At 69.1% G+C, this 23,220-nt stretch carries 20 protein-coding genes; 15 read left to right on the top strand and 5 right to left on the bottom strand.

What is annotated here, in order from left to right; translation table 11 throughout:
• Positions 1-128 precede the first annotated feature (128 nt).
• Both ACZ5IK_RS27385 and ACZ5IK_RS27380 read right to left on the bottom strand, forming a co-directional pair.
• Entirely contained in the window at positions 129-725 is a 597-nt protein-coding gene (locus ACZ5IK_RS27385; protein ID WP_465490301.1) for an NAD(P)H oxidoreductase, read from the bottom strand.
• Positions 725-1,102 (bottom strand): hypothetical protein, encoded by a 378-nt coding sequence (locus ACZ5IK_RS27380; protein WP_465490300.1) that lies wholly within the window; start codon positions 1,100-1,102, stop codon positions 725-727. The genes ACZ5IK_RS27385 and ACZ5IK_RS27380 overlap by 1 nt, the downstream gene beginning before the upstream one ends.
• Before the next feature lie 126 nt (positions 1,103-1,228).
• Between ACZ5IK_RS27380 and ACZ5IK_RS27375 the strand changes: the two genes are divergently transcribed.
• Positions 1,229-5,047: a P-loop domain-containing protein gene (locus tag ACZ5IK_RS27375; protein WP_465490299.1), complete on the top strand. Its 3,819-nt coding sequence runs from the start codon at positions 1,229-1,231 to the stop codon at positions 5,045-5,047.
• 122 nt (positions 5,048-5,169) lie between these two features.
• Here the strand turns inward: ACZ5IK_RS27375 and ACZ5IK_RS27370 are convergent, their stop codons facing one another.
• A complete protein-coding gene (locus tag ACZ5IK_RS27370; protein ID WP_465490298.1) occupies positions 5,170-5,916 on the bottom strand; it encodes a DUF4037 domain-containing protein in 747 nt (248 codons plus the stop codon).
• On the opposite strand from ACZ5IK_RS27370, the gene ACZ5IK_RS27365 reads away from it, so the two are divergent.
• Positions 5,915-6,616 (top strand): hypothetical protein, encoded by a 702-nt coding sequence (locus ACZ5IK_RS27365; protein ID WP_465490297.1) that lies wholly within the window; start codon positions 5,915-5,917, stop codon positions 6,614-6,616. The genes ACZ5IK_RS27370 and ACZ5IK_RS27365 overlap by 2 nt on opposite strands.
• Before the next feature lie 22 nt (positions 6,617-6,638).
• Positions 6,639-7,346, top strand: a complete 708-nt coding sequence (locus ACZ5IK_RS27360; protein WP_465490296.1) for a hypothetical protein — start codon at positions 6,639-6,641, stop codon at positions 7,344-7,346.
• 350 nt (positions 7,347-7,696) lie between these two features.
• Here the strand turns inward: ACZ5IK_RS27360 and ACZ5IK_RS27355 are convergent, their stop codons facing one another.
• On the bottom strand, positions 7,697-8,161 hold the full coding sequence (locus tag ACZ5IK_RS27355) for a MarR family winged helix-turn-helix transcriptional regulator (RefSeq protein WP_465490295.1): 465 nt from the start codon (positions 8,159-8,161) through the stop codon (positions 7,697-7,699).
• Between the two features lie 123 nt (positions 8,162-8,284).
• Between ACZ5IK_RS27355 and ACZ5IK_RS27350 the strand changes: the two genes are divergently transcribed.
• Positions 8,285-8,932 (top strand): hydrolase, encoded by a 648-nt coding sequence (locus ACZ5IK_RS27350; protein ID WP_465490294.1) that lies wholly within the window; start codon positions 8,285-8,287, stop codon positions 8,930-8,932.
• Between the two features lie 29 nt (positions 8,933-8,961).
• Positions 8,962-9,891, top strand: a complete 930-nt coding sequence (locus ACZ5IK_RS27345; RefSeq protein ID WP_465490293.1) for a DUF5996 family protein — start codon at positions 8,962-8,964, stop codon at positions 9,889-9,891.
• Between the two features lie 28 nt (positions 9,892-9,919).
• Here the strand turns inward: ACZ5IK_RS27345 and ACZ5IK_RS27340 are convergent, their stop codons facing one another.
• Positions 9,920-10,777: a hypothetical protein gene (locus tag ACZ5IK_RS27340; protein ID WP_465490292.1), complete on the bottom strand. Its 858-nt coding sequence runs from the start codon at positions 10,775-10,777 to the stop codon at positions 9,920-9,922.
• A 137-nt stretch (positions 10,778-10,914) separates the two neighbouring features.
• On the opposite strand from ACZ5IK_RS27340, the gene ACZ5IK_RS27335 reads away from it, so the two are divergent.
• From ACZ5IK_RS27335 to ACZ5IK_RS27290, 10 genes are all read left to right on the top strand, one after another.
• Positions 10,915-12,960 carry an MDR family MFS transporter gene (locus ACZ5IK_RS27335; protein WP_465490291.1) on the top strand — a complete coding sequence of 682 codons (2,046 nt, stop codon included), beginning with the start codon at positions 10,915-10,917 and terminating at the stop codon, positions 12,958-12,960.
• Positions 12,961-13,112: 152 nt separating this feature from the next.
• On the top strand, positions 13,113-13,937 hold the full coding sequence (locus tag ACZ5IK_RS27330; protein ID WP_465490290.1) for a S1 family peptidase: 825 nt from the start codon (positions 13,113-13,115) through the stop codon (positions 13,935-13,937).
• Positions 13,938-14,200: 263 nt separating this feature from the next.
• The gene (locus ACZ5IK_RS27325) at positions 14,201-15,151 is read left to right on the top strand and encodes a hypothetical protein (protein WP_465490289.1); all 951 of its coding nucleotides are present in this window, start codon (positions 14,201-14,203) and stop codon (positions 15,149-15,151) included.
• Between the two features lie 101 nt (positions 15,152-15,252).
• A complete protein-coding gene (locus ACZ5IK_RS27320) occupies positions 15,253-15,597 on the top strand; it encodes a hypothetical protein (RefSeq protein ID WP_465490288.1) in 345 nt (114 codons plus the stop codon).
• Positions 15,594-15,824, top strand: coding sequence for a hypothetical protein (locus ACZ5IK_RS27315; RefSeq protein ID WP_410601112.1), 231 nt, complete (start codon positions 15,594-15,596; stop codon positions 15,822-15,824). Before ACZ5IK_RS27320 ends, ACZ5IK_RS27315 begins: the two co-directional genes overlap by 4 nt.
• 254 nt (positions 15,825-16,078) lie before the next feature.
• Entirely contained in the window at positions 16,079-18,958 is a 2,880-nt protein-coding gene (locus tag ACZ5IK_RS27310) for a type 2 lanthipeptide synthetase LanM family protein (RefSeq protein ID WP_465490287.1), read from the top strand.
• A 13-nt stretch (positions 18,959-18,971) separates the two neighbouring features.
• Positions 18,972-19,166 (top strand): hypothetical protein, encoded by a 195-nt coding sequence (locus tag ACZ5IK_RS27305; protein WP_101608033.1) that lies wholly within the window; start codon positions 18,972-18,974, stop codon positions 19,164-19,166.
• A gap of 89 nt (positions 19,167-19,255) precedes the next feature.
• Positions 19,256-22,144, top strand: coding sequence for an ATP-binding protein (locus ACZ5IK_RS27300; protein ID WP_465490286.1), 2,889 nt, complete (start codon positions 19,256-19,258; stop codon positions 22,142-22,144).
• 3 nt (positions 22,145-22,147) lie between these two features.
• Positions 22,148-22,387, top strand: coding sequence for a glutaredoxin family protein (locus ACZ5IK_RS27295; protein WP_465490285.1), 240 nt, complete (start codon positions 22,148-22,150; stop codon positions 22,385-22,387).
• Entirely contained in the window at positions 22,384-22,593 is a 210-nt protein-coding gene (locus ACZ5IK_RS27290) for a putative acetyltransferase (protein ID WP_465490284.1), read from the top strand. The genes ACZ5IK_RS27295 and ACZ5IK_RS27290 overlap by 4 nt, the downstream gene beginning before the upstream one ends.
• Positions 22,594-23,220 lie beyond the last annotated feature (627 nt).

Genomic DNA, 23,220 nt, shown 5'->3' with positions numbered 1-23,220 from the left:
GCGGAAGACATCTCCGGCAGGTGCGGCCTGCAAAGCTGACCGGCGTCGTCGGCAACTCCGGCGCCAACCTGCCGAGAGACGCCCTGGGAATCCACTCGAGCCGGATTCCGGCCTGGAAGAGCCGACGGTCAGCAAGCACTCCCGATGATCTCGTGGATCACCCCGTCCACCGTGCGCCAGATGTCGGCGCGCACATGGGGATCCGCGGCGTCGACGCTGTCGTAGACGAACCGGGTGCGTGCTTCGGGGATCCGGCAGAACGCCGAGATCTCCACGCGTAGCTGGCGATCGAGGTGTTCGTCTAAACCGGCTTCGACAAAGTCCGCCCGGGAGGTGCCAGCCAGGCCCAGCCACGTCATGGTGCGGACCGTCAGGTCGGAACCAGCTTGGGTGTAGGCGAAGCCATGGGTCCAGGTCCGCTCGATCCAGCCCTTGAGCATCGCGGGCGGCGCCGACCACCAGACCGGGAAGACCGCGACTATGTGGTCGGCGCCACCGATGCGACACATGTGCCTTCGCACCTCGGGCGAATGCACCTTGCCCGGGTCTGCCCAGTCCGGCTCGTCAGCAATCCGCATCCGCGGGTCGAAGTCCTCGGCGTACAGGTCGAGGAAGTCCACCGCGAACCGGGCCGCCACGAGCCGCGCGCGCACGCGTGCCGCGACCTGCGCGGTCAGCGACGTGGCGCGCGGGTGGGCGAGCACCAGCAACACGTTGCGTGCCATCACCGGTTGATGTGGACCTGCTTGTGCCGGGGCATGGTGAAGGTGGCCGGCCGACAGGCGGACGTACAGCGCGCCATCGCGGTCGGGTCGTCCAGGCGCCACGAGGTTTCCACGCTGGTGTACTCGCCGAGATCGGCGATCTTCTCCGGGCGGGAGGTCAACGTGCGGGAGTCCGCGTCGATGGTCTCGACCAGGATCTCGTCGTCGCCGACCGCGAAGTGCTCGTGCAGCAACGTGACGCCGAACCGCAGCAGGGCGCCGTGTTTCGCCAACACGGCGCGGACCTCCGTGAGACACGGCTCGTCCGTCGTCGACAGCGGGGCGACGTCGTCGATGTCGGGGAGCACGGGAAGCGTGGTGCCGCCGATTGTGTTCACTGGTTCCTCCTCGGTCGAAACGTGTGTGTCTGGTCACCGAGTGAAGCTGTTGGTAGCGTCGATCGACGGCGATCCAGAACGTTTCCGAACAGACCAGAACGGCTACGGGGAAGCGAAAGGGAGCGGATGAAGGTCGGCGGACCGGATCCACGGCGAGTCCGGAAGCTGGCGGATCTGGCCGCGGAACTCTCCCTGCTCCTGGTGCGCGCCACGCCCGGCACCGGCCGGTCCAGGGTCAGCCTCGCCGAACTGGCCCGGCGGCTGGGGCTGCCCGCGTCGAGCAAGTCGAGTATGCACAGCTACGTCACCGGCAAGACGCTCGCACCTGCGGACGTGCTGGACGCGATGGTCATCGCGCTCGGCGCCTCCCCTGCCGAGCAGCGGGAGTGGAGCGAGGCCTGGTTCCGGGTCGCAGCGGACAGGCAGCAGGTCCGGCGCCCGGCCGTTCCGCGACGGGAGACCGCACCTGCCGTTGCGGAGTTCGTCGGCCGCACCTGGACGTTCGACCGGATCGCCGCCTGGTTGGCCGGCACTGAACCCATCCTGTTGATCACCGGCGAACCCGGGGCGGGCAAGTCGACGCTGATCGGCAACCTCGTCGCGGTGAGCGATGGCGAGACCGCGCCGTACGGCGCTCTCGGCCCGGGGTGCCTCGCCGCCACGCACTTCTGCCGCCAGCAGGTGGCGGAGTCGGTGGACGCTTTGGCCGTAATCCGATTGCTGGCGGCCAGGCTGTGCGAGTCGGTGCCGGGGTTCACGGATGCACTACGCGTCGGCGGGCCGTCCACTCTGCACATCGAGGAGTTCCTGCGCGCGGAGTCGGTGCCACGTCAGGCTTACGACAAGTACATCCGGCAGCCACTGCGCCTGCTGGCGGCGCCGACGGTCCTCGTCGCCATCGACGGCCTGGACGAGGCGGTCGAGGGCGGCGCCGGGTACCGGCTGGTGACCATGCTGGCCAGGGAGTCCCAGCTCCACACGCCAGGTCTACGGCTTCTGTTGACGAGCCGTCCCGGCCGGGCGATCCAGCACCTGACCGCCGCGTCCCGGCTCGACCTCATCGACGACGAACCCCTGGTAGGCGAGGACGTCCGCGCCTACATCGAAGGCAAGCTGCTGGCCGGTGACGTGCCATCGGCGAGCGTGCTCGCCCGGAGGATCGCGGCGACCGGGCGCGGCAACTTCCTCTACGCGCGGTTCGTGGTGGACGACCTGCTGTCCAGCCCTCGGCCGATCATCCCGTCGAAGGTGCGGCTGCCCGCCGGGCTAGCGGGACTGTACCGCGAGTTCCTCGACCGGGAGATCGCCGCGATCGAACCGGAGTGGCGGGAGCGCCACCGCCCGGTGCTCGGGCTGCTCGCCCAGGCGCGCGGCGACGGGTTCACCGTCGAGCAGTTGAGCGGGCTCACCGGGCTGCCACGCTCGGCGGTGGCGGACTCGATCACGTTGTGCGCGCCCTACCTGCGAGAACACCCGGAGTCCTTCGCGCAGCGGCTGTTCCATCAGTCGTTCCGGGACTATCTGCGTGCGGGCGGCCCGCACCACGTCTACCCCGACGAGGCGAACGGGCGCATCGTAGCGGCGCTGGCCGGCGCGATGACCACGGTGTCCCCGCTCAGCGCGTACGCTACGCGCCACCTCCTCCGTCATCTGGCCGAGCCGACCAACCGGGACGGTGGGGAGGGCGCGGTCCTTGACCGGGCACTGCGACACGTGCCGTTCGTGTCGGCGAAGGCCTCGATCCACGGTGTGGACACGTTGGTCACCGAGGCCGAGCGGGCGGCAGCGGCGTGCGGTGCCCTGGCCGGTCCCGCCGCACGCCTGCTCACCACTCTCCGCCACCAGGCCTTCAACCTCCGCACCTGGCAACCGGAACAGCATCCGGGCCTGCTGCTGCAGCAACTGCAGTACGAGGCCGCCAAGTCCGGGTTCGACGACGTCCACGCGCTGCTCGACGCCCACTTGGTCGCGCATCCGGTCCGCAGGCTGCGAGTGACATGGTCGTCGGCGACCGACGCCGAGCGGGCCGATCTCGGCCACAACGACACCATCTCGGCGGCAGCGACCAGCGGGGACGGACGGTTCGTCATCACCGGGTCCTATGACCACACCGTCCGGATTTGGGACGCGTCCGGCGTCGTGCGCCGCGTGCTGCGCCACCCCGGGCCGGTGCAGGAGGTGTTCCCGCTGCCCGACGGCCGCGTCGGCAGCACCTGCGAGGACCACGTCGTGTACCTGTGGTCATCCGATCCGGGAGGACCGGACCAGCGGCTCACACACAGCGCCGTCGTCGGCCCGGTCGCCGTTACACCGGACGGGCGGCTGATCGCCGGCTGCCACGACGGGATCGCGACCGTGTGGCGACCCGGCTGCCCCGCGGTCCAGCACACGTTCGTGCACGACGATCGGGTGCGTGCCATCGTGGTCCTCGACGGTGACCGCGCGGTCACCGGCTCGGACGACCACACCGCGTATGTCTGGGACCTCGCCACCGGCGCGCTGCTCCGGCACATGGAGCACGATAGGCCGGTCCGGCTGCTGGCCGCGTTCCCGGGCGGTGAGCGCCTGGTCTCGGTGTCCGGTGAGACCCTGCTGACCTGCTGGGGCCCCTCCGGCGAACAACACAGGCTGGACGTCCCGTACCCGGTGCGGCAGGTGAGTGTCGTCGGCGGGAGGGTGCTCGTGGCGTGCGGGCGGCAGGTGCTGCGATGGGACCTCGCGGGCAAGCTCGAGCCAGTGGCAACCCACGAGGAACTGGTCGACCGGTTCGTCGTGCACGACGGCGCGCTGATCACCGCGGGCCGGGACGACACGGCCCGGATCTGGACCGGTGGTCCGCAGCCGCGGCACGTGCTGCGGCACGACGATTGGGTGACCAAGGTCGTGCCCGCCGGCGCGGGCGAGGTGCTCACCGCGTCCGATGACCGGACTGCGTGCCGGTGGCGGATCGAGGACGGGGCATTACTGCGTCGCTTCGACGGCGACGCCGACTCGGTCCGCACGGTCGCGTTCGGCCCGCACGTGGTGGTGTCCGGCTCCGACGACCACACCGTGCGGGTACGGGACAGCGAGTCCGGCCGGGTCCGGCACACGTTCCGGCACGATCACCGGGTGCGTGAAGTGGCCGTGCTCGGCGATGCGGTGATCTCCTGCTCCGACGATGGCACCGCGTGCGTCCGCGACCTGCGTTCCGGCGAGGTCCGGCACCGGCTGGACCACGGTGCGCCGGTGCGCGGGCTCGCGGTCGCTCCCCTGCGCGGGCTGATCGTCACCGGCACCGACGACGGGCGCGTCCGCATCTGGCACACAGGGACCGGGCGGCTCGAACAAGTCCTTTATGGACACTCCGATGTGGTCAGGGCGGTAGCCACCACGCCCGACGCGGACCGCGTCGTCACTGGTTCCCGGGACGGCACCGCCGTGCTCTGGTCCGCGGCGAGCGCCGAGCCGCTGCACGTGCTGCCGCACGACGAGTGGGTGCGGGGCGTCGCGATCGCCGCGGACGGGCGGCACGTGGTGACCACGTGCCGGGACGGTGTACTGCGAGTATGGGACGTGGCGGACGGCCGGTTGCGGACCGAACTGACCGGGCACCGCGCCAAGCTGCGCGACGTGAGGCTCAGCGCGGACGCCCGGTTGGCGGTCACCGGGTCGAGCGACGGCACAATGGGCGTGTGGGACCTGTGGCGCGGCACGGGCCTGCATCTGCTCGCGCACAATGCGGGGGTGCGCTCGGCGCGGATCACGCCGGACGGCCGGTACGCGATCAGCACGTCTGATGACCGCACCGCGCGCGTGTGGGACGTGCGCACCGGCGCGGAGTTGTATCGTCTCAGCGCCGCAAACCGAATCGCGTGTAGCGCGGTGGATCCTGCCGATCCCGCGTGTTTCGCATTGGGGACGTCGAGCGGTGAGGTGCTGCGGGTCACGAGCGATCCCGGTTAGCGTCCAGAAAGAACCGTGTCTATGAAACTGCTCAAGCACGTCGATGCTGTGTTGTCTTCTGTGGCCCGGACTCCCTCGAGGACGTCATCCCCTGGTGACATCTTGGCTCGGCGTCTCGCCGGTCAGAGGCCGGGGCCGGTGATGTAGCGGCGGCGTAGGTCCGCGTGTGCCCGGTCGGTGAGGTCCGTGTTGTCGACGTACTGATCGATCGCGCCCACCAGGGGCAGGGCCCGCACGGCCGCGTCACTGATCGTCGAGACCAGGGCATCGGTGAACCGATAGGCGTCCAGGACCCGGAACGGCCGGTCGTGGAAGTAGCGGACCGTCACGTCCATCGGTTCGGTGAGACCGAGATCGTTGTGCAGCCGAGCGACGAACTCGTAGGCGAGGGAAAGGTGTTCCTCCCGTTCCCTCCAGCCTGGTGCGGACAGCGCGCCGGACAGGTGCGGAGTCAGCGCCTGAGCGCAGGGCAGCGCGGCGAAGGCGGTGCCCAGCCACTTGCTGTAGGGCGGATACACCCGGTTCATCAGCAGGCACAGCTTCATCAGGTCACGGACCTGCCGAGCGGCGACCACCGCGGAGCCCAGGTCATCGCCGACTTCGCCACAGCGACCGACGAACGGCTCCTCCTGCGACAAACGCATCCACTGGCAAGCCAGGACGTGGCGCCAGACGTCGTCCGGATACCAGGCGAGCAGCTTTCGGTAAGGCTCCAGCAGACCCAGCCCATCGTGGAAGACCACTCCACCGGTCAGCTCACGCAATACCTGCGTCGGAATCGCTAGCCAGGCCGAAGTCGACAGACCGTCGGCCGGGTCCGTACCGAGTTGCAGCGGTATCAACGGTGTCGCGGCGAAAGCCGGGGGCATGGCGCAGATGCTGCAGGTGAACAGCATGGTGATGACCTTCATCGAGGAGCTGATCAAGGCGATCCTCACCGAGGTCATCAGCTGGCTGATCACGCTGTGGGTGCCCGCGATCGCCGCGGCCGTCCCCACCTGCGGCGCCTCGACGGCCGCCGCCGGTGCCGCGACGCCGCCGAAGCTCGCGGCCACGGCCACGAAGACGACCGGGTTCGTCAACCGGCTCCGGAAGCTCCTGTCCGACGTGCTGGCGTGGCTGCGCAAGATGCAGGCCAAACTCGCCGACAGCAAGATGGGCAAGTTCCTGACCGACGGCAACCGGGCCACCGACCGGTTCGCCGACCGGATGAAGAACACCAAGTCCGGCAAGGGTTACGTCGACGCGCTGATGGGCGAGAAGGGCATGCTGGGCAAGCGGCTCGACACACCCCGTCCGGTGTTCAACGCGACGAAGGACGCCGTGGACGTCGACGCGACCCTGCGCGGCGAGATGCTCAGGGACGTGGGCAAAGCGGCGAAAGACGGCGTCGTCAAGGGCCTGACCGGTTCGACGACCGGGGACTGGCAGGACAAACGCGGCCGGGCGATCCTCGACGCCGGCGGCAAGGTGATCGGCTACGCCAAGGACGGCAAGAAGGCCGCGGACTACGGTGACCGCGGCCAGGAGCAGTCCGATGAAGAGACCAAGAACGACCTGGATTTCTGAACGACGACGGAAGGTATTCGGGATGGTCTCGGCGCTCGATGCCGATTCGCCGATCGCGACCGTGTTCGGCGCGATCCTCATGCTCGTGGTCGGGGTCGGACTCCTCGCCGTCGTGCTGATCGTCGCGTCCAAAATGAGCGGACGGCGGGAGCGCCGGCACTGGATGGCGGGCTTCGCCGCCGAGGTGTCGGGCACGTTCCACAGCGAGCACGACAAGACATCGCCGGGTTTCGGGGTGGATCCCGTGAGCCTCGAACGGCCGCTCGCGGAGGCGGCGATCGTCCGGTGCGTGGAGTTCAGGTACCGCGATCACGACTTCGTCGGCGTCGACTATCTGGACGACCGGCACCAGCCGGGCGGGGACAGCACGCCGCGGGCATTCCATTCGGTCCAGCTGCGGGTGCCGGAGTCGGCCCCGCTGTTCGTGTCCGCCGACGGCGCGTTCCCGACCCGCGTCATGCGGGAGTTCGAGCAGGTGAAGACGTTCGACCGGGACTTCGACGGGGCCGTGAAGGTCCGCGCGGCCGACCGCGAGCGGGCCGCGGAACTGCTCACCCAGGAGGTGCGTGACTGGCTGCGCGCGGAGACGCGCCTCACCCAGTGGCCCGTGTACCTGGAGCGGGCGACCCTCCGCACCGGCGGGCAACGGCCGCTGACCCGGGAGACGCTGCTCGCGGAGGCCGATTACCTGATCGACGTCTCCGGCCGGTTGCCCACCGATCGGTTTTAGGGCTTGAACACGAGCTATTGAGGGGAAGGGCGAAGGTGGCCGGGTCGGCGGCGGGAGCAGGCTCGCCCGGGAGGCCTGGAGCTCCTTGACTGTCCTCAAGGGACACACTTCACGATCCAGATGTCTAGTGTCCGCGATGACACGGTCGAGCGTGGAGGATTCAGGACGTTCAACGTCCCGAATCCTCCGTTGATCAAGACCGTGCCCACACACAACCTCACGACCGACAGCCGAGTGGGGAAGATTCCGGACGTTCAACGTCCCAAATCTTCCCCACTCGCCCACCTCGGCATCCAGGTTCCAGAACAGAGCCGTCGTGAGTGACGAAGACGGTCGTTCGAGCGTCCCGGCTATCCGTCGTCGTCGGGGAGCCGGTCGAGGACCCGTTCGAGTGCGGGGCCGATGACATCGAGCTCGGCATCGGTGAGCGCGCCGATGAAGTACAGCCGGACGGCGGCGACGTGTGCGGGAGCGGCGGCGACGATGGCCGTCCGGCCCGCTTCGGTGAGCCGGACCATCGAACCGCGCGCGTCCGCACTGCACTCCTCGCGGACGACGAGGCCGCGCTTCTCCATCCGGATGATCTGGTGGGAGATCCGGCTGCGCTCCCAGCCGACCATCCGGCCGAGGTCACGCGCCCGCAGCACCCCGTCCGGAGCCTCCGAAAGCGGCACCAGCAAGGTGTACTCCGCGGCGGACAGCCCCGCGTCCTGGACCAGCTGGCGCTCCAGCACCGCGGTCAGCCGCGGCAGCACGTCGATCATCCCGCGCCACGCGCGCGCCTCCCGCTCGTCGAGCCAGGGCGCCTCATCCATTGGTCTCAATCCCTACGTGTCGGTTTCCCGCACCGAGCCTATCAGCGTTGTTGACGCGTCACCGAAAACTCGGTAGATGTAGACGCGTCAACAAAACCGGGTGACGACAGAGGGAGATGCGCCGTGAGCGCCAAGAAGGCCGGCCTGACTGCTTTGTTGACTCCGGAGGAGAGCGTGCTCCTGCTGATCGACCACCAGCCGTTCCAGTTCGCCAACCTCAACAGCCACGAACCGACGATGGTCGTCAACAACGTCGTCGGACTCGCGAAGACCGCCAAGGCGTTCGACATCCCCACGATCCTGACCACGGTCGCGCAAGACCGCGGCGGCAACCTGATCCAGGGACTGCAGGACGTCTTCCCCGACCAGAAGCCGATCGACCGGACGTCCATCAACACCTGGGAGGACAGTCGCGTGGTGGACGCCGTCAGGGCGACCGGGCGCAGGAAGCTGATCATCGCGGGTCTCTGGACGGAGATCTGCGTGGCCATGCCGGCGATTCAGGCTCTCGAGGACGACTACGCCGTCTACGTCGTGACCGACGCTTCCGGCGGGGTGTCGGCCGAAGCGCATGACATGGCCGTACGGCGCATGATCCAGGCGGGTGTGGTGCCGATGACCTGGGTCGCCGTGCAGGGCGAGCTGCAGCGTGACTGGGCTCGCGAAGCGACCATCCCGGCGCTCGCCGAGATCGCCGCACAGCACCAAGGCGGGACCGGGGTCGCCTTCGCCTGGGAGACGCAGCTGCTCAACACGCCCGCTCGCGCCTAGCAGCGCCGAGAGAAGAGATGAGAGAACCGATGACCGACTCCACGACAACGAGTTGGCCGAGCCTGCGGGTCTCGGACTGGACCCCCACCCGCGAGACCCTGCACATGTGGACTCAGATCGTGGGCAAGATCCGCATGGCGCACACTCCCCTGCTCAACCACTGGTGGCAGGTGACGCTGTATGTCAGCCCACGCGGGTTGACGACGTCGGCGATCCCGTACCGCATGGGGGCCTTCGAGATCGAATTCGACTTCGTCGGCCACCGGCTCGAGATCCGCAGCAGCGACGGCGGCGCGGGAAGCCTCCCGCTCCGGCCGATGCCGGTCGCCGAGTTCTACACCCGGATCCTGGACCTGCTCGGCCGGCTCGGGATCGAGGCATCGATCCGGCCACACCCCAACGAGGTCGAGCCGGCGATTCCCTTCGCCGAGGACCACACCCACGCCTCCTACGACGGCGAGGCGGCCGCCCTGTTCTGGCGGCAGCTGCTGCAGGCGAACCGCGTGATCGGCGAGTTCCGGTCGCACTTCGTCGGCAAGGTCAGTCCCGTCCACTTCTTCTGGGGAGCCATGGACCTCGCCTGCACCCGGTTCTCCGGGCGGACGGCTCCGCCACACCCCGGCGGAGCGCCCAACTGCGGCGACTGGGTCATGGTCGAGGGCTATTCCCGGGAACTTTCCAGCTGCGGGTTCTGGCCCGGCGGCGGTGAGGAAGGCGCCTTCTACTCCTACGCCTACCCCGCACCCGAGGGGTTCGCCGACCAGCCGGTCGGCCCCGAAGGCGCGTACTACAGCACCGAATTCCAGCAGTTCCTCTTGCCCTACGAGGTCGCCCGCGCCGCACCCGATCCCGACCGCGCCGTCGCCGATTTCCTCCGCACCACCTACGAGGCCGCCGCGAACCTCGGGCACTGGGACCGCTCCGCGCTGGAAGACGACCCCTTCCGCTGGACTACCTGAGGCTTTCGTTCCTCGCTATTCGCACACGCTAACGATGTGCCGAGTCCCTTTCGGACCCACTGGGTTCCTTGGCCTGGCTGGCGTAGTGGGCGGTGACGATCGCGCCCGACATGGCCAGGATCAGGCCCACGACCGTGAAGGCGGTGAAGCCGTCTCGGACGCGGTCGTCGAGGAAGACCAGGCCGATGACCGAGGACAACGCCGTGTTCGTGGTGAACATGATCGCGTTGACCGCGGTCGCGCCGCCCTTCTGCAAGGCAAGGGCGAACGCGACCGCGGCGCCCAGGCCGTTGAGGATCATCCCCCACACGGCCGGTTCCACCAGCACGGCCCAGCCCGAGGACGGGAGTTCGAGGGTGCGCGCCGAGACACCGACCATGCTGAAGCCAACTCCCGTAGCGAAGCCGAGCACCTGCGCGGCCCAGGGACGGTCGAATCGCCTGAAGTACCAGGCGATCGCCCCCACGACCAGCGCCATCGCGGGCAGCACCCAGCGCCACTCCGACGGGAGCACCTTGGCGGGCCCCGGCTGCGCCGACAGGCCCAGCAAGACCAGGCCGACCGCCCCCACGCCCAGCGCGACCCAGCCCGCCGCCGCCAGGCGGGTGCCCATGAACGCGGAGATCGCGGCCGTCACACCCACGCTGAACGCCAGCACCGACTGGACGAGGAACAGCGGCAACCGCTGCAACGCGGCCGCCGCGCAGGCGAAGCCGACCAGGTCGACGCCGATGCCCAGGAAGTAGATCCCCTGGCGCCGCAGGTGCACCAGGTCCAGCGCGGTGCCGCCGAAAGCGCCCGCGCGGCGGACACCGATCGACTCCAGCACCGAGCCGCTGCCTGAGGCCAGCGCCGCCAGCAGCGCGAGGATGTATCCGACGATCACCCCCGCAGTCTGTCAGCCGGTCCCGAAGGCCCGAGCCCATACCGTGGCCCGACGTCGGTTACCGGATCGGGTGATCATCGAAATGCGGTGCCTCCGGCGCCTGTCTTACGTTGTCTTCCTGACGCGAGGGAGACTCGATGACCACGACCGCCGAGGTCAGCAGGCCGGACGTCACCCCTCCGGTACTGAGCCGCAAGCGCAGGAACGCGGTGTTCGGGGCGGTCATGCTCGGCATGTTGCTCGCCGCGCTGGACCAGACGATCGTCGGCACGGCGCTGCCGACGATCGTCGGGGATCTCGGCGGGGCGGGGCACCTGTCCTGGGTGATCACGTCCTACCTGCTCGCCGAGACGATCATGACCGTCGTCGTCGGGAAGCTCGGCGACCTGTTCGGCCGCAAACTCATGTTCCAGCTGTCGGTGATCGTGTTCACGGTGGGCTCGTTCTTCTGCGGGTTCGCCGACGACATGATCTGGCTCATCGTGGCCCGCGCGGTACAAGGGCTGGGGGCGGGCGGGCTGATGGTCACCGCGACCGCGCTCGTGGCCGACGTCGTGCCCCTGCGCGAGCGGGGCAAGTACCAGGGCGTGCTCGGTTCGGTCTTCGGTGTCGTCACGGTGCTCGGCCCGATGCTGGGCGGGCTGTTCGTGGACCACCTGTCTTGGCGGTGGGCCTTCTACGTCAACGTCCCGATCGCGGTCATCGTGCTGATCGTGGCGGCGAGCGCGATGCCGAAGGTGAAGGCCGCGGCGAAGCCGGTGATCGACTATCTGGGAATCCTGCTGATCGGGCTCGCCGCGACGGGGCTGACGCTGGTCACCAGCTGGGGCGGCACGCAGTACGCGTGGGATTCGCCGACGATCATCGGGATGGCGATCGGCTCGGTGATCCTGCTCGTGCTGTTCGTCTTCGTGGAGAAGCGCGCGAAGGAACCGACTCTTCCGATGAGGCTGTTCCGAAATCCCGTGTTCGCCGTTTCTGCGGTTCTGAGCTTCGTCGTCGGCTTCGCGATGCTCGGCGCCCTGTCGTACTTGCCGACGTATCTGCAGTACGTCCACGGCATCTCGGCGACCAGTTCGGGTGTGCGGATGCTGCCGATGGTGATCGCGCTGCTGGTGGCGGGCGTCTTCGCGGGCAACGTCGTCGGCAAGACGGGGCGGTACAAGATCTTCCCGATCGCCGGCGGGGTCGGGCTGACGCTGGGCCTGTACCTGCTCTCGCGGCTGACCCCGACGAGCGGATTCTGGGAGATGTCCCTCTACTTCGCCGTCCTCGGCCTGGGGATCGGCTTGAGCATGCAGGTCTTGGTCATCGTCGTGCAGAACACCGCCGACTACCGCGATCTCGGCGTGGCGACCTCCGGGGTGACCTTCCTCCGATCTTTGGGTTCTTCGTTCGGAGCGGCCATCTTCGGCACGATCTACGCCAATCAGCTGGCGCCGAACCTGGCCGCGGCGGGCGCGGAGCACCCCCTGCCACCCGGGATCGACCCCAAGGCCGTACAGGTTCCGAACGCGCTGCACGCTTTGCCGGATTCCGTGTCTGCGCCGTATGTGCAGGCGTACAGCGATTCCCTGCACACGGTGTTCCTGTACGCCGCGCCGGTCGGACTCGTGGCGCTGGTGCTGGCGTTCTTCCTGAAGGAGGTGCCGTTGCGGGACACCTCGCGGGCGGCCGCGCCGGACCTCGGCGAGGGGTTCGCGATGCCGGAGTCGGGCAACGGCGACCAGGACCTCGAACGCGTCGTCGGCCGCTTGCTGGCCCGCGAGGGGAAGGCGGCGTCCAGCGGTGTCCTCGCGAAGTCCGGATGCGAACTCGACAACGGCGGGCTGTGGTGCCTGGGGCAGATCCGGCTGCGGGAACGACGGAACAAACCGACGTCCCTGGCGGTGATCGGCAGCCGCTACGGCATCCCGCCCGAGGTGTTCGAAGCCGCCTTCGCACGACTCGAGTTCACCGGGCACCTGGCCTTCCGGTCCGGCGAATGGGTCACCACGGCGGCGGGACGCGCCGAACTCGAAAAGCTCATCCGGGCGTGGAAGAACTGGCTGGCCGAGCGGCTCCTGGATTGGGGCCTCGAAGGACACGAAGAACTCGACGCGGCTCTCGGCCGGGTCGCGAACCGGATCCTGGACCAGGCTGCCGAAGACCGGCCCAGCGGGAAGCACGCGGCGGCTGTCTGAGCCTGAGCACTACGGAAAGAAGATCACCCCCTCGCTACCCCCGGCGTAGTGCTCACGCCACCACGAACCGGCGGGCTGACCCGATGGTCCACGATGCCGCGGACGGCGATGCTGGATTCGATCGATCCGAAGTCGTCGAACGAAGGAAAAGCATGTCGCGAGTGGATTCCGTACGCCGCAACCTGATCCGGACGGTCAGTGTCGCGCTGGCAGGAGCGTTCTGCGCGATCGCGGCGGCCGGCAGTGCCGATGCCGTCGTGAACGGGAGGAACTCGACCGAGCGCTACGAGTTCATGGCATCGATCCCGGAGGTCGTGCCCGAGCTGAACAACGCCGAGGGTGTCTGCGGGGCGGTGCTGATCCACCCGCGGTGGGTGGTGACCGCCGCGCACTGTGTCGACCCTGGCAACAACCCGGCCGTTCCGGAGGGGACCGTGCGCATCGGCAGCCAGCGGCGGACCTCCGGCGGCACCGTGCGCCAGATCGACCGCATGGTGCGTCATCCCGGCTACCAGCCGGGCCGGCCGAACAAGAACGACATCGCGCTGGTTCGCCTGGACCGCCCGGTTTCCGAACGGCCGATCCGCGTCGCCGATCGCCCCGGCCGTCCCGGCACACCGACCCGCCTGCTGGGCTTCGGCACCACGGTCGACACCGGCGACCTCACCAAGGCGGTGTTCCCCGAACGACTTCAGGAGCTCGACACCCGCCGCGGGGCGGAGTCCGAGTGCTCGCCCGGATACGCGGATCCGACCCGGCTGTGCACGATCAGCCGCAAGCGCGACGCGATGGCGTGCATGGGCGATTCCGGTGGACCGCAGATCCAGTACGGGCGAGCGGGCCGGTGGGAGCTGATCGGCGTCACTTCGGGCCCCGGTGACGACGACGTCCCTTGCGCGAACGGCCCCGGCCTCTACACCAGCGTTCCCGCCTACGCCGACTGGATCCAGCGCACCATCCACGCGCGCGTACAGTGAATTCCACTTACCCTTTCCATTGCGCGAATCTGCGCGCAGCACAAGGGCACCGCACATTTCCGCGCATTCACGGACAATGACCGGATAATCACGTCGTGGTAATTCGCTGTCCAATAGAGCAGGAGCACTAAGACCCTATTCGGATGCACCTGGCCGGAGTACACCGGATAAGGGGGATGAAGTCTCACCTCCTTTCACGGACAAGCTCATGTCAAGGGCGAGGTGCAGCTGTGCTCGAAGTCGAACTCGACATCTTTTCAGGTATGCCCAATCCGACCTGGATCCTCTCGGAGCGAGAGGAACGGGAACTCATCGAAAGAATCTCGGCCGACCCGGCACAGGTGTCGCCGGCGGTCACTCCGGACGAGCAGTTCAGCCTGGGTTACCGGGGACTGCTCGTCCGGCTCGTCAAGACCGATGGCGGACCGCGGAGCGAACTCACGTCCGCCTGGGGCACTTCGCTCCCCACCGAATTCCGGATCGGCAGCAAACCCGCGACGGAACCCGTCGCCGACTGGCTTTTGGGGACGTCCGAGGCGTATCCGGACGCCGGAGTCGACGACGAACTGCGCGAAGTCGCCTCGAGCGGTGTCGATCTGATGCAGTCGTCCTTCGACGCCGTGGATCCCGCGAGCTTCGTCAGCCGCCACGCGGACGGTGCCACCATATCCGGGCTCGAAGGCGAGGGAGCGCACGCGCCCAACGAACCCGGGGGTGACGTGCATGTCGAAGGCGCGAGCTGGTGGGACTGCGATTCCAACTACTTCAACGCGAACGCGTCCCTGTTCAACCAGCCGGAGCATGTCGGCAGGAACAACTGTTACTGCTTCGCCAGCAACCATCTGGCGGGCGTGCGCTACGCGCTACCGGGCAAGCGCGGCGGACACCCCGCGACGTCCATCACCTGCGGTGGCGTGACCAACGGCCTCTACGCCGACGGCTGGAAAGACGGCTGCCAGACCAACGGACTGACGATCGTCCTGGTGATCTGGCCGAACCGCGACTACCACTTCTACCGGCTGGTCACCGACGCGCCGTACTGGTGGTGGGGCCACAAGCCGGGCGCGACACCCGCCAAGTACACCGATGACTGCGGTCACAGTATTTACCAGTACAACGGTCAGGGATACGCTCCCAACAACTGCTGCCGCGGGAATTACACGAACTTCTGCGGGTACTTCTACCAGAACAACAGCACAGCCCTCGTCGCCTAGGAGCCGCCATCACCGCGTATTCCGGTCTCCGGTGGATCCTCCTGGCGCTCGTCCTCTGTGCCTGCAGCACGGTGCCGACGACGTCAGGAGGAAACACCGCCGTGGCCGACAACGCAGCCGTCGAACTCGACATCCACTCCGGGATGCCGAACCCGGCTTGGACCCTTCGGCAGGCGGAAGCCGCCGAATTCCACCGCAGGCTCGAAGCCCTGCCACCGGCTGCGGCCGGCCGGATCGACAACAATCTGGGCTACCGGGGCTTCGTCGTGCGCAGCGGCGGGACCACCGTGCTGCTGCAGCGAGGGATCGCGCGGGTCACCCGGGAAGGCGGAACCTTGTTCCACACCGACTCCGGCCGTGAGCTGGAGCGATGGCTGCTCCGGACTGGCAAGCCGTTCATCGACACCGAGACCTTCGCGCTCGCGGAGCGGGAGCTCGGCAAGTGACCGACGAACAGCTGATCGTCGAATTCGCGCTCACCCGCCTGGACAATCCCGGCCTCGACCTCGAGGAAGTGGCCACGCTGACCGTCCGGCGGCTGGGAGAGGACCGGATGCTGGACTTCGCCGGGCGCACCCTCGTCAGCCGCGGCGAACTGCGCGGCGCCGCGTTCCCGGCCGCGGTCGAACACGTACTCCGGGTCGTTCTGACACTGCGCGGCCCGGACGAGTGATCCGCCGTCGGCGCGGGCCGGACCCCCAGTGAAACCGGCCCGCGCCCGAAACCACGGCGGGCCCCCTGCGCCCGCCGCGAGTTCCCCGCCACCAGACCATGGTGAGGCCGGGACCGGTCCCCGCGTATGGGTGCCGGGACCCCATATTCCGGCGGTGAGCGTGCCGTACCCCGTCGTCACTCTCCGGGCACCTTCGTGTGTGCGCTGAATGTGGGGGTCCCGCCCCCATGTGCGGGTCCCGCCGAACTGAAAGCATGAACGCCGTGACGCCCCAGCTCCCGGCGACGTCCCTGCCGCTGAAGTGGTGGGTGCACGGCCAGACCCCGCGCGAACGTACAGCGGACAAGCCCAGGTGGGCGGACTTCGCCGAACACGCCGTCACCACGCTTCTGCCGAAGCGCCCCCCAGTCGGTGATTGGTGTGTGGCGTTCGCCGGGGTCTTCAGGTCGTTCGTCGACGCCGCCAGCCGTGACGCGGTCCCCGGCGACCTCGCCGGTGCGGACGTCGACGCGCTCCGACGGGGCTTCGCGGCTCAACTCGACCAGCATCTTCTCAAGCTCTCGGTCCGCACGCTGGTCCTCGAACTCCACCGTGCCCGCAAGGCCGGGACCCTCCAGGGCGAGACGCCCGAAGAGCGCTTCTCGGACTTCGCGCGCCGGCAATCCACCCCTGACGGCCTCGTCCGGCTGTTCAGCGAGTACCCGGTCCTGGCCCGGCTCGTCGCGCAGGCCTGCCTCCACGCCGCCGAGGCCCACGCCGAAATGCTGACCCGCTTCTCCGCCGACGCCGCCGCGCTGCCCGGCTCGGTGGCGGACGGTGACCTCGGCACGCTGGTCGAGGTGGCGGGCGGGATCGGCGATTCGCACGCCCGTGGGCGTTCGGTCAAACTGCTCCGCTTCTCCAGCGGCGCCAAGGTGATCTACAAGCCTCGCCCGCTGATCCTGCACGAACGCTTCACCGACGTCGTCGAACGGCTCAACAAACGGCTGCCCGGCCTCGAACTGCGGACCGCCGACGCGATCCAGCGCGACGGTTACGGCTGGCTCCGGTTCGTCGAGCACCGGCCGTGCGCCGACATCGCCGACGTCGACCGCTTCTACCGCCGCCAGGGCATCCTCCTGGCACTCCTGCACGCGCTCGACGCCACCGACGTCCACTACGAAAACATTATCGCCAGCGGCGACCAGCCGGTGCTGATCGACATCGAGACACTGTTCCAGCCGTCGCCGCCCGATCAGCCGGACGGTGACCCCGCGGCGGCGATGCTGGCCAGGTCGGTCCAGCGCACGCTGCTGCTCCCCCAGCTCTTCGCCGGGGAGCACGGCGCCGTGGACATCTCCGGGCTGGCCGGCCGCGGCGGCAGGCTGCCCACCGACCGGGTCGACTGGGCCGATCCCGGCACCGACCACATGCGGCTGGTCCGCGTGCCCGGCGAACTCGCCGGAGGGAACAACCTCCCGCGCCTCGACGGCCGAGACGTCACCCCCGCCGAGCACAGCGCGGCACTGCTGGCCGGGTTCCGGCTCGGCTACGACGCGCTGTCCACCGTGCGGGACGAGCTCGCCGAGCACCTCCGGCGCTGCGCCGAGGACCCCATCCGGGTGCTCATCCGGCCGACGAACTTCTACTTCCGCCTCCTGGACGAGACCACCCATCCCGACCTCCTGCGCGACGCCGCCGACCGTGACCACGCGTTCGACCTGCTCGAAGAGGATTCGATGGGCGACGAGAAGCTGCTCCGGCTCGTTCCCCACGAGCGGGCCGACCTGTGGGCGGGCGACGTCCCGATGTTCACCTCGAACCCCGGTTCGACGTCGCTGCTGGATTCCTGTGGTGAGAGCATCGAAGGCGTGGTCGACCGGCCGTCGCTGGACACCGTGCTGGCGAAGGTCGCCGACATGGATCCGCTCGACCAGCGTGATCAGGAATGGCTGATCTCGGCCACCCTCGCCATCAGCACGGCGACCACCGGGCACCACGACGGTGGCGAGACGGTGGAAACGGCGGTGCCGAACCAGGCGCCCGACGCGGAACGGCTGCTGATCACCGCTTGCGGCATCGCCGATCACATCGTCGCCAACGCTTTCTCCGACGAGCGCCGCTCCAACTGGCTCGGCATCGAACTCGTCGACGACCGCTACTGGACCGTGCTGCCGATGGGCGCGGGGCTCGGCGAGGGCTACTGCGGTGTCGCGCTGTTCCTCGCCCAGCTCGCCGAGCTGACCGGGATCGCGCGCTACCGCGATCTGGCCGCGTACGCCATCGCCCCGCTCCCCGGTCTCTTCACCACCCTCCGGGCGGACCGTGAACTCGCGGCCACCGCCGGCTGTGGAGGGCTTCTGGGACTCGGCGGCGTCGCGTACACGATCGCCAGGCTCAGCACGCTGGTCGGCCTTCCCGCGGGCGACCTCATCGAGCAAGCCGTCGACCTGATGCCCGACGCCGGCCCCGAGACGCCGTCCGGGTTCACGACAGGCCTCGCCGGCGGTGTCGCCTCGATGCGGTCGGTGTATGTCCAAACAGGACTGGACGCGGCGCTCGCACGGGCCGACCGCTACACCGCGCAGCTGCTCGACCGCGAGTGTCCACACGAAACGGGTTTCGCCCGCGGTGCCGCCGGGATCGACTGGGTCCTGCGGGCACACGACCGGACAGGCGAAGAACCGTCCGGAAAGGCGGACGATCGGGCCGAAGGCACCGGCGGCTGGTGCGACGGCCTCGCGGGCGCCGCCCTCGGCGTCGCGGCCCACCTGCCCGATCCCGCCCCCGCGCTGGAGCTGGACCGGACGATCAAACGGCTGGCCGACGGGGCACCCCTGAAGGATCTCAGCCTTTGCCACGGCGAGTCCGGAGTGCTGGAAGTGTTGTGCGTGCTGGCGGAGAACGGGCACACTGGCGCCGCCGCCGCGGTGCGTCGCCGGACCGGTCATCTGCTCGCCGCCGTCGACCAGCGTGGTGCTCGCTGCGGGACTCCCGGCGCGGTCTCCGCGCCAGGGCTGCTGAGCGGCCTGGCGGGCATCGGCTACGGCCTGTTGCGGCTGGGATTCGGCGACCGGGTCCCGTCCGCGCTGCTGCTCCGCCCCGACCGCCCGCATCCGGCGGCCACCATCGTTCCGCCGTCAAACCGAGGATGAGGAGAAAAACCGAATGTACGAAAGAGATCTGCCCGCCACCGAAGACGCTCTCGGCGCCGTGAACCTGCCGCGCGCCCTCGAGGTCGGCTCGCGCAACCACGCGCTGGCGGGCAGCAAGCCGCGGCTGAGCGCCAACCCGCTCGCCACCCTGTCCGGCGACCCCGGTTCGCCGTCCGTGGTCAGCCTCTTCACTGGCGGCTGGATCTGAGAAAAGCTCACGAAGGCGGGCTCGCGCCGCCCGCCTTCGTGATCAACTCTTCGCCGTAGCAGGGGAATCAGCTCGCTATAGTCACGGCGGTGGGGATCCGTTCGTCGCGGGTGATCGGCCGCGATGCCGAACTGGCCGAGCTCTCGGGAGCTCTCGATCGCGCCATCGCCGGCCGCGGCGGCGCGCTCTTTCTCGTGGGCGAAGGCGGCGTCGGCAAGTCGCGGCTCGCGATCGAAGCCGCTTCGCGCGCGATCGCCGGGGACATCCCGGCACTGCAGGGCAGGGCCAGTTCGATCGGCCCGCTCGTCCCGTTCCGGCCACTCACCCAGGCGTTGTTGTCGCATTTCCGCGGCGGCGGCCCGCCGGAGGCGGCCGAACTGGACCCCTTCATCCCCGTGCTCGCCCAACTCGTCCCCGACTGGAGCCAAGGCGACCGGCCGCGGGAGTCAGGCTCCCTGATGGTGCTCGCCGAGGCCGTCTTCCGGCTGCTGGCCGTCACCAGCCGCGATCGCGGCGCACTCCTGGTCCTCGACGATCTCCAGGACGCTGACGCCGAAACGCTGTTCATCCTCGAATACCTCGTCGACAACCTGCCCGCGGCGCAGGCCCTCTTCGTCGGCACGCTCCGCAACGAGCCTTCCGACGCCCTCCGCCTGGCCACCTCCGGTGCCCAGCGGATGAGCTGCGCCGTCCTCGAACTCGGCAGGCTCGGCCTCGCCGACACCCGCGCCCTCGCCGCGGCCTGCCTGGAGACCGAGCCGGGGAACCTGCCGTCACCCGCGGCCGAACTGTTGTGGCGCAACAGCGCCGGCCTGCCGTTCATCGTCGAGGAACTGCTCCACGGCATGGTGAACGACGGCCTGCTGGTCGAGGGCCGCGAGGGCTGGCGCGTCATCGGCGAACTCCGCGCCCGCGTCCCCGCCGCGCTGGTCACCAGCATCGGTGTGCGGATGGAGCAACTCGGTGAGCAGGCGGAGGAGCTGCTGTCGGTCGCCGCGATCATCGGCCGCCGCTTCCCGCTTTCGGTGGTGCAGACGGTCACCGGCACCAACGACCGGACGCTGCACAACCACCTGAGCGCCGCGGTCTCGGCGAACCTGGTGACCACCGACGAGACGACGCCCGGCTGGTACGCCTTCCGGCATCCGCTGACCGCGGAAGCGCTGCTGGAGCGCCAGGCCCCGGTGCGGAAGGCCGCGCTCGCCCGTCAAGCGGCCGATGCCGTCGAGAAGCTGTACCCGGGCCTGCCCGGCGACCTGTGCGCGCTCGTCGCGTCGCTCCGGCTGACCGCACTGGACGAGCGCGCGGCGGGTCACCTGTTCGCGGAAACCGGTCGCCGCGCCCTCGACGCCGGTGCCGCGGACTCCGCGGTCACGATGCTCACCAAGGCCGTCGACCTGCTGGCCGGAGCCGACGCGGGTGACCGGGCCGAGGTGCTGGAGAGCCTGCTGTACGCGCTCGGCCAGACCGGTCAGTTCGACCGCGCCGTCGAACTCTCCGCGGGCTTCGGCGAGATCGGGACGCTCGAACGAGCCGCCAAACTGCACACCCAGCTGGCCTGGGCCGCCTACATCGCCGGGCGGCACGACGAATGCCTCGGCCAGATCGAACGCGCACGTGCTCCCCTCGGTTCGGCGATCTCACCCGCTCAGCAAGCCGCGCTCGACGCCGTCGAAGCGAACCTCTGGCTCGACGTCCCCGGCCGAACCGGCACGGCGGAACGCCTCGCGCGCCAGGCGTGGAAAGTGGCCGAGGAGACCGAACAGCCGTTCGTCGTCTGCCAGGCGCTCCAGGTGCTCGGCATGCTCGCGCTGCCGCGGGACCTCACCGAATCCGAGCACTACATGCAGCTCGCGCGGCGGACCGCCGAAGACAACCATCTGCATCACCTCCGCACCCAGGCGCTGGTCCGGCTCGGCGGGCACCGCGTACTGATGAACGGCGACGAGCAGACCCTGCTGCTCGCCCGCGCCGACGCCCAGCGGCTCGGGTCGATCACGCTGCACTGCGCCGTCGACGCCGTGCGCACCATGCACGCCGTCCTGCGCTGCGACTTCGGGACCGCGCACGCGCTGCTGGAGGAGAACCTCGCCGTGCTCGGCAGGCTCCGGCTGACCGCGTTGCTGCAGTACGCGCACATGACCAGGGCGATGTCGGCCGGGCACCGGGCGGACCGCCCGGCGATGGAACAGGCGCTCGAGGACTTCCGGGAGAGCGGCGGCGAGAACGCGCAGGAGAAGGTCCTCAGCATCGGACTGGCCCGCGTCTTCTGCTCACTGCTCGAAGAGGACTTCGACCGGGCGCGCCGGGAACTCGATCAGGTGACCGAACTGGAGGACCTGCGGCCGAGCCGATTCCACCTCGCCGGTCAGCACGGGCTCAGGACGCTCGTCGACACCCTCGGCGGCGCCGACTGCCCCGAGACCGGATCCGCCGTCAGCGGGATGCGGTGGAACCGGCAGTTCGTCGAGTTCGCGCACGCCGTCGAACACGGCAGGCGCGGCGACGCGGAGAAAGCCGCGCGGGCGGTGGCCGCCGCACTGGAGACGTCCGCGCCCTATCCCCTGGCCCGGCATCTCGGACTCCGGCTGATCGCCGAACCGGCCGCAGCCGATGGCTGGGGCGACCCGGCGGGCTGGCTCAAAGAGGCCGAAGAGTACTTCCACGGCAGGGACATCCCGGCCGTCGCGGCCGCCTGCCGGAGCCTGCTGCGCAAACTCGGCGCGACCGTCCGGCAGCGCCGGGCCGGAGTCGACCGGGTCCCCGGCGACCTGCGCGCGGCCGGCGTCACCGTGCGCGAATACGAGGTGCTGGTCCTGCTCGCCGAACGGATGGGCAACAAGGACATCGGCGCCCGGCTGCACATCTCCCCCAGGACGGTCGAGAAACACGTCGCGAGCCTGCTCGCCAAGACCGGCCTCGCCGACCGTTCGGCCCTCGCCGAACAGGCCGCCGGACGGCGACCTGGCATGCTGTGATCCATGAGCGACCTCACCGTGTACGGCGCCGGCTGGTGCCCCGACGTCAAACGCAGCCGCGCCCTGCTCGACGCCAAGGGTGTCGAGTACGACTACCTCGACGTCGAAGCGGACGCCGTCGCCGAGGAGACCGTGCGCGGACTGCAGAACGGTGAACGGCGGATCCCGACCATCGTCTGGCCGGACGGCACCCACCTGGTGGAACCGAGCGACGACGAGCTCACCGCGCACCTGAACCGATGACCCTTCCGGACGTCCCGATCGGCACGAGGGTCGTCGTGCGGTACCGGATCGAAGGCGGGTTCACCGACGCGCTCGGCTACCTGCGCTCCCGTGACGACGTGGAATGCACCGTGGAGACCAAACGGGGCCTCGCGACGATCCGGCTGGTGGACATCGTGCTGGCGAAGACGGTCCCGCCTCCGCCGGTGCGGCGATCCGCCTCGTGAGTGTGCGGCGGGCGTGTCCCGAAAGTGGCTTACGCGACACCCGGAGCCCCTTGACTGTCCTTAAGGGACACTTGTCACGACATAGATGTCCGGTTTAGACGCTTGGCGTGCTTTGCGACGGGGGTCGTGAGTGGCAATGCGGGTTCTATTGAGGGGTAAGTCAAATGTGGTGTGACCAGCCTCTGTGGTGAAGGACCCCTTCGCTGGTTTCAGATCGAGAGGCGGCCTTCACGGCGTGACTCTGGACTGGCCTGCGGGCGTCAGTCGTTCCCCGAGTGTCCACAGGGGACAGTCTCTGGCGGCGAAATGTCTGACTGAAGCTAGATGTGCGGTTTTCGAGGGGGTCGTGAGTGACAAAGAGGGTAGAACCCAATGCCACGTAGCTTAAGTTGATCCTGGAATGCGCCCTTCGATGACTGTCGCCCTGATCGATCAGACTGGATAAGTCGCCAGCACCGAACCCGAGCGCGACCGTCTACAGAGGACGCCAGCCAGGATCGAAGTGCCTGATTTGGGCGCTTTGCGTAGTCGTACCAGAGGGTCGGGGGGGGGGGGGGGGGGGGGGGGGGGGTGTTCCCCCCCCCCCCCCCCCCACCCGTCGGCTCTCTCTCCCCACCCCCACCACAC

This window comes from Amycolatopsis sp. NPDC031561 (assembly GCF_055580625.1).
Note: the sequence above shows the minus strand (reverse complement) of the source record. Positions and strands in the feature narration are given on the sequence as shown.

Excerpts from the sequence above, each read along its gene's own strand:
- ACZ5IK_RS27385 (WP_465490301.1), bottom strand. The coding sequence starts at position 725 with ATGGCACGCAACGTGTTGCTGGTGCTCGCCCACCCGCGCGCCACGTCG.
- ACZ5IK_RS27375 (WP_465490299.1), top strand. The coding sequence starts at position 1,229 with ATGAAGGTCGGCGGACCGGATCCACGGCGAGTCCGGAAGCTGGCGGAT.
- ACZ5IK_RS27335 (WP_465490291.1), top strand. The coding sequence starts at position 10,915 with ATGACCACGACCGCCGAGGTCAGCAGGCCGGACGTCACCCCTCCGGTA.
- ACZ5IK_RS27365 (WP_465490297.1), top strand. The coding sequence starts at position 5,915 with ATGGCGCAGATGCTGCAGGTGAACAGCATGGTGATGACCTTCATCGAG.
- ACZ5IK_RS27330 (WP_465490290.1), top strand. The coding sequence starts at position 13,113 with ATGTCGCGAGTGGATTCCGTACGCCGCAACCTGATCCGGACGGTCAGT.
- ACZ5IK_RS27325 (WP_465490289.1), top strand. The coding sequence starts at position 14,201 with ATGCCCAATCCGACCTGGATCCTCTCGGAGCGAGAGGAACGGGAACTC.
- ACZ5IK_RS27310 (WP_465490287.1), top strand. The coding sequence starts at position 16,079 with ATGAACGCCGTGACGCCCCAGCTCCCGGCGACGTCCCTGCCGCTGAAG.
- ACZ5IK_RS27290 (WP_465490284.1), top strand. The coding sequence starts at position 22,384 with ATGACCCTTCCGGACGTCCCGATCGGCACGAGGGTCGTCGTGCGGTAC.
- ACZ5IK_RS27305 (WP_101608033.1), top strand. The coding sequence starts at position 18,972 with ATGTACGAAAGAGATCTGCCCGCCACCGAAGACGCTCTCGGCGCCGTG.
- ACZ5IK_RS27295 (WP_465490285.1), top strand. The coding sequence starts at position 22,148 with ATGAGCGACCTCACCGTGTACGGCGCCGGCTGGTGCCCCGACGTCAAA.
- ACZ5IK_RS27370 (WP_465490298.1), bottom strand. The coding sequence starts at position 5,916 with ATGCCCCCGGCTTTCGCCGCGACACCGTTGATACCGCTGCAACTCGGT.
- ACZ5IK_RS27360 (WP_465490296.1), top strand. The coding sequence starts at position 6,639 with ATGGTCTCGGCGCTCGATGCCGATTCGCCGATCGCGACCGTGTTCGGC.
- ACZ5IK_RS27355 (WP_465490295.1), bottom strand. The coding sequence starts at position 8,161 with ATGGATGAGGCGCCCTGGCTCGACGAGCGGGAGGCGCGCGCGTGGCGC.
- ACZ5IK_RS27345 (WP_465490293.1), top strand. The coding sequence starts at position 8,962 with ATGACCGACTCCACGACAACGAGTTGGCCGAGCCTGCGGGTCTCGGAC.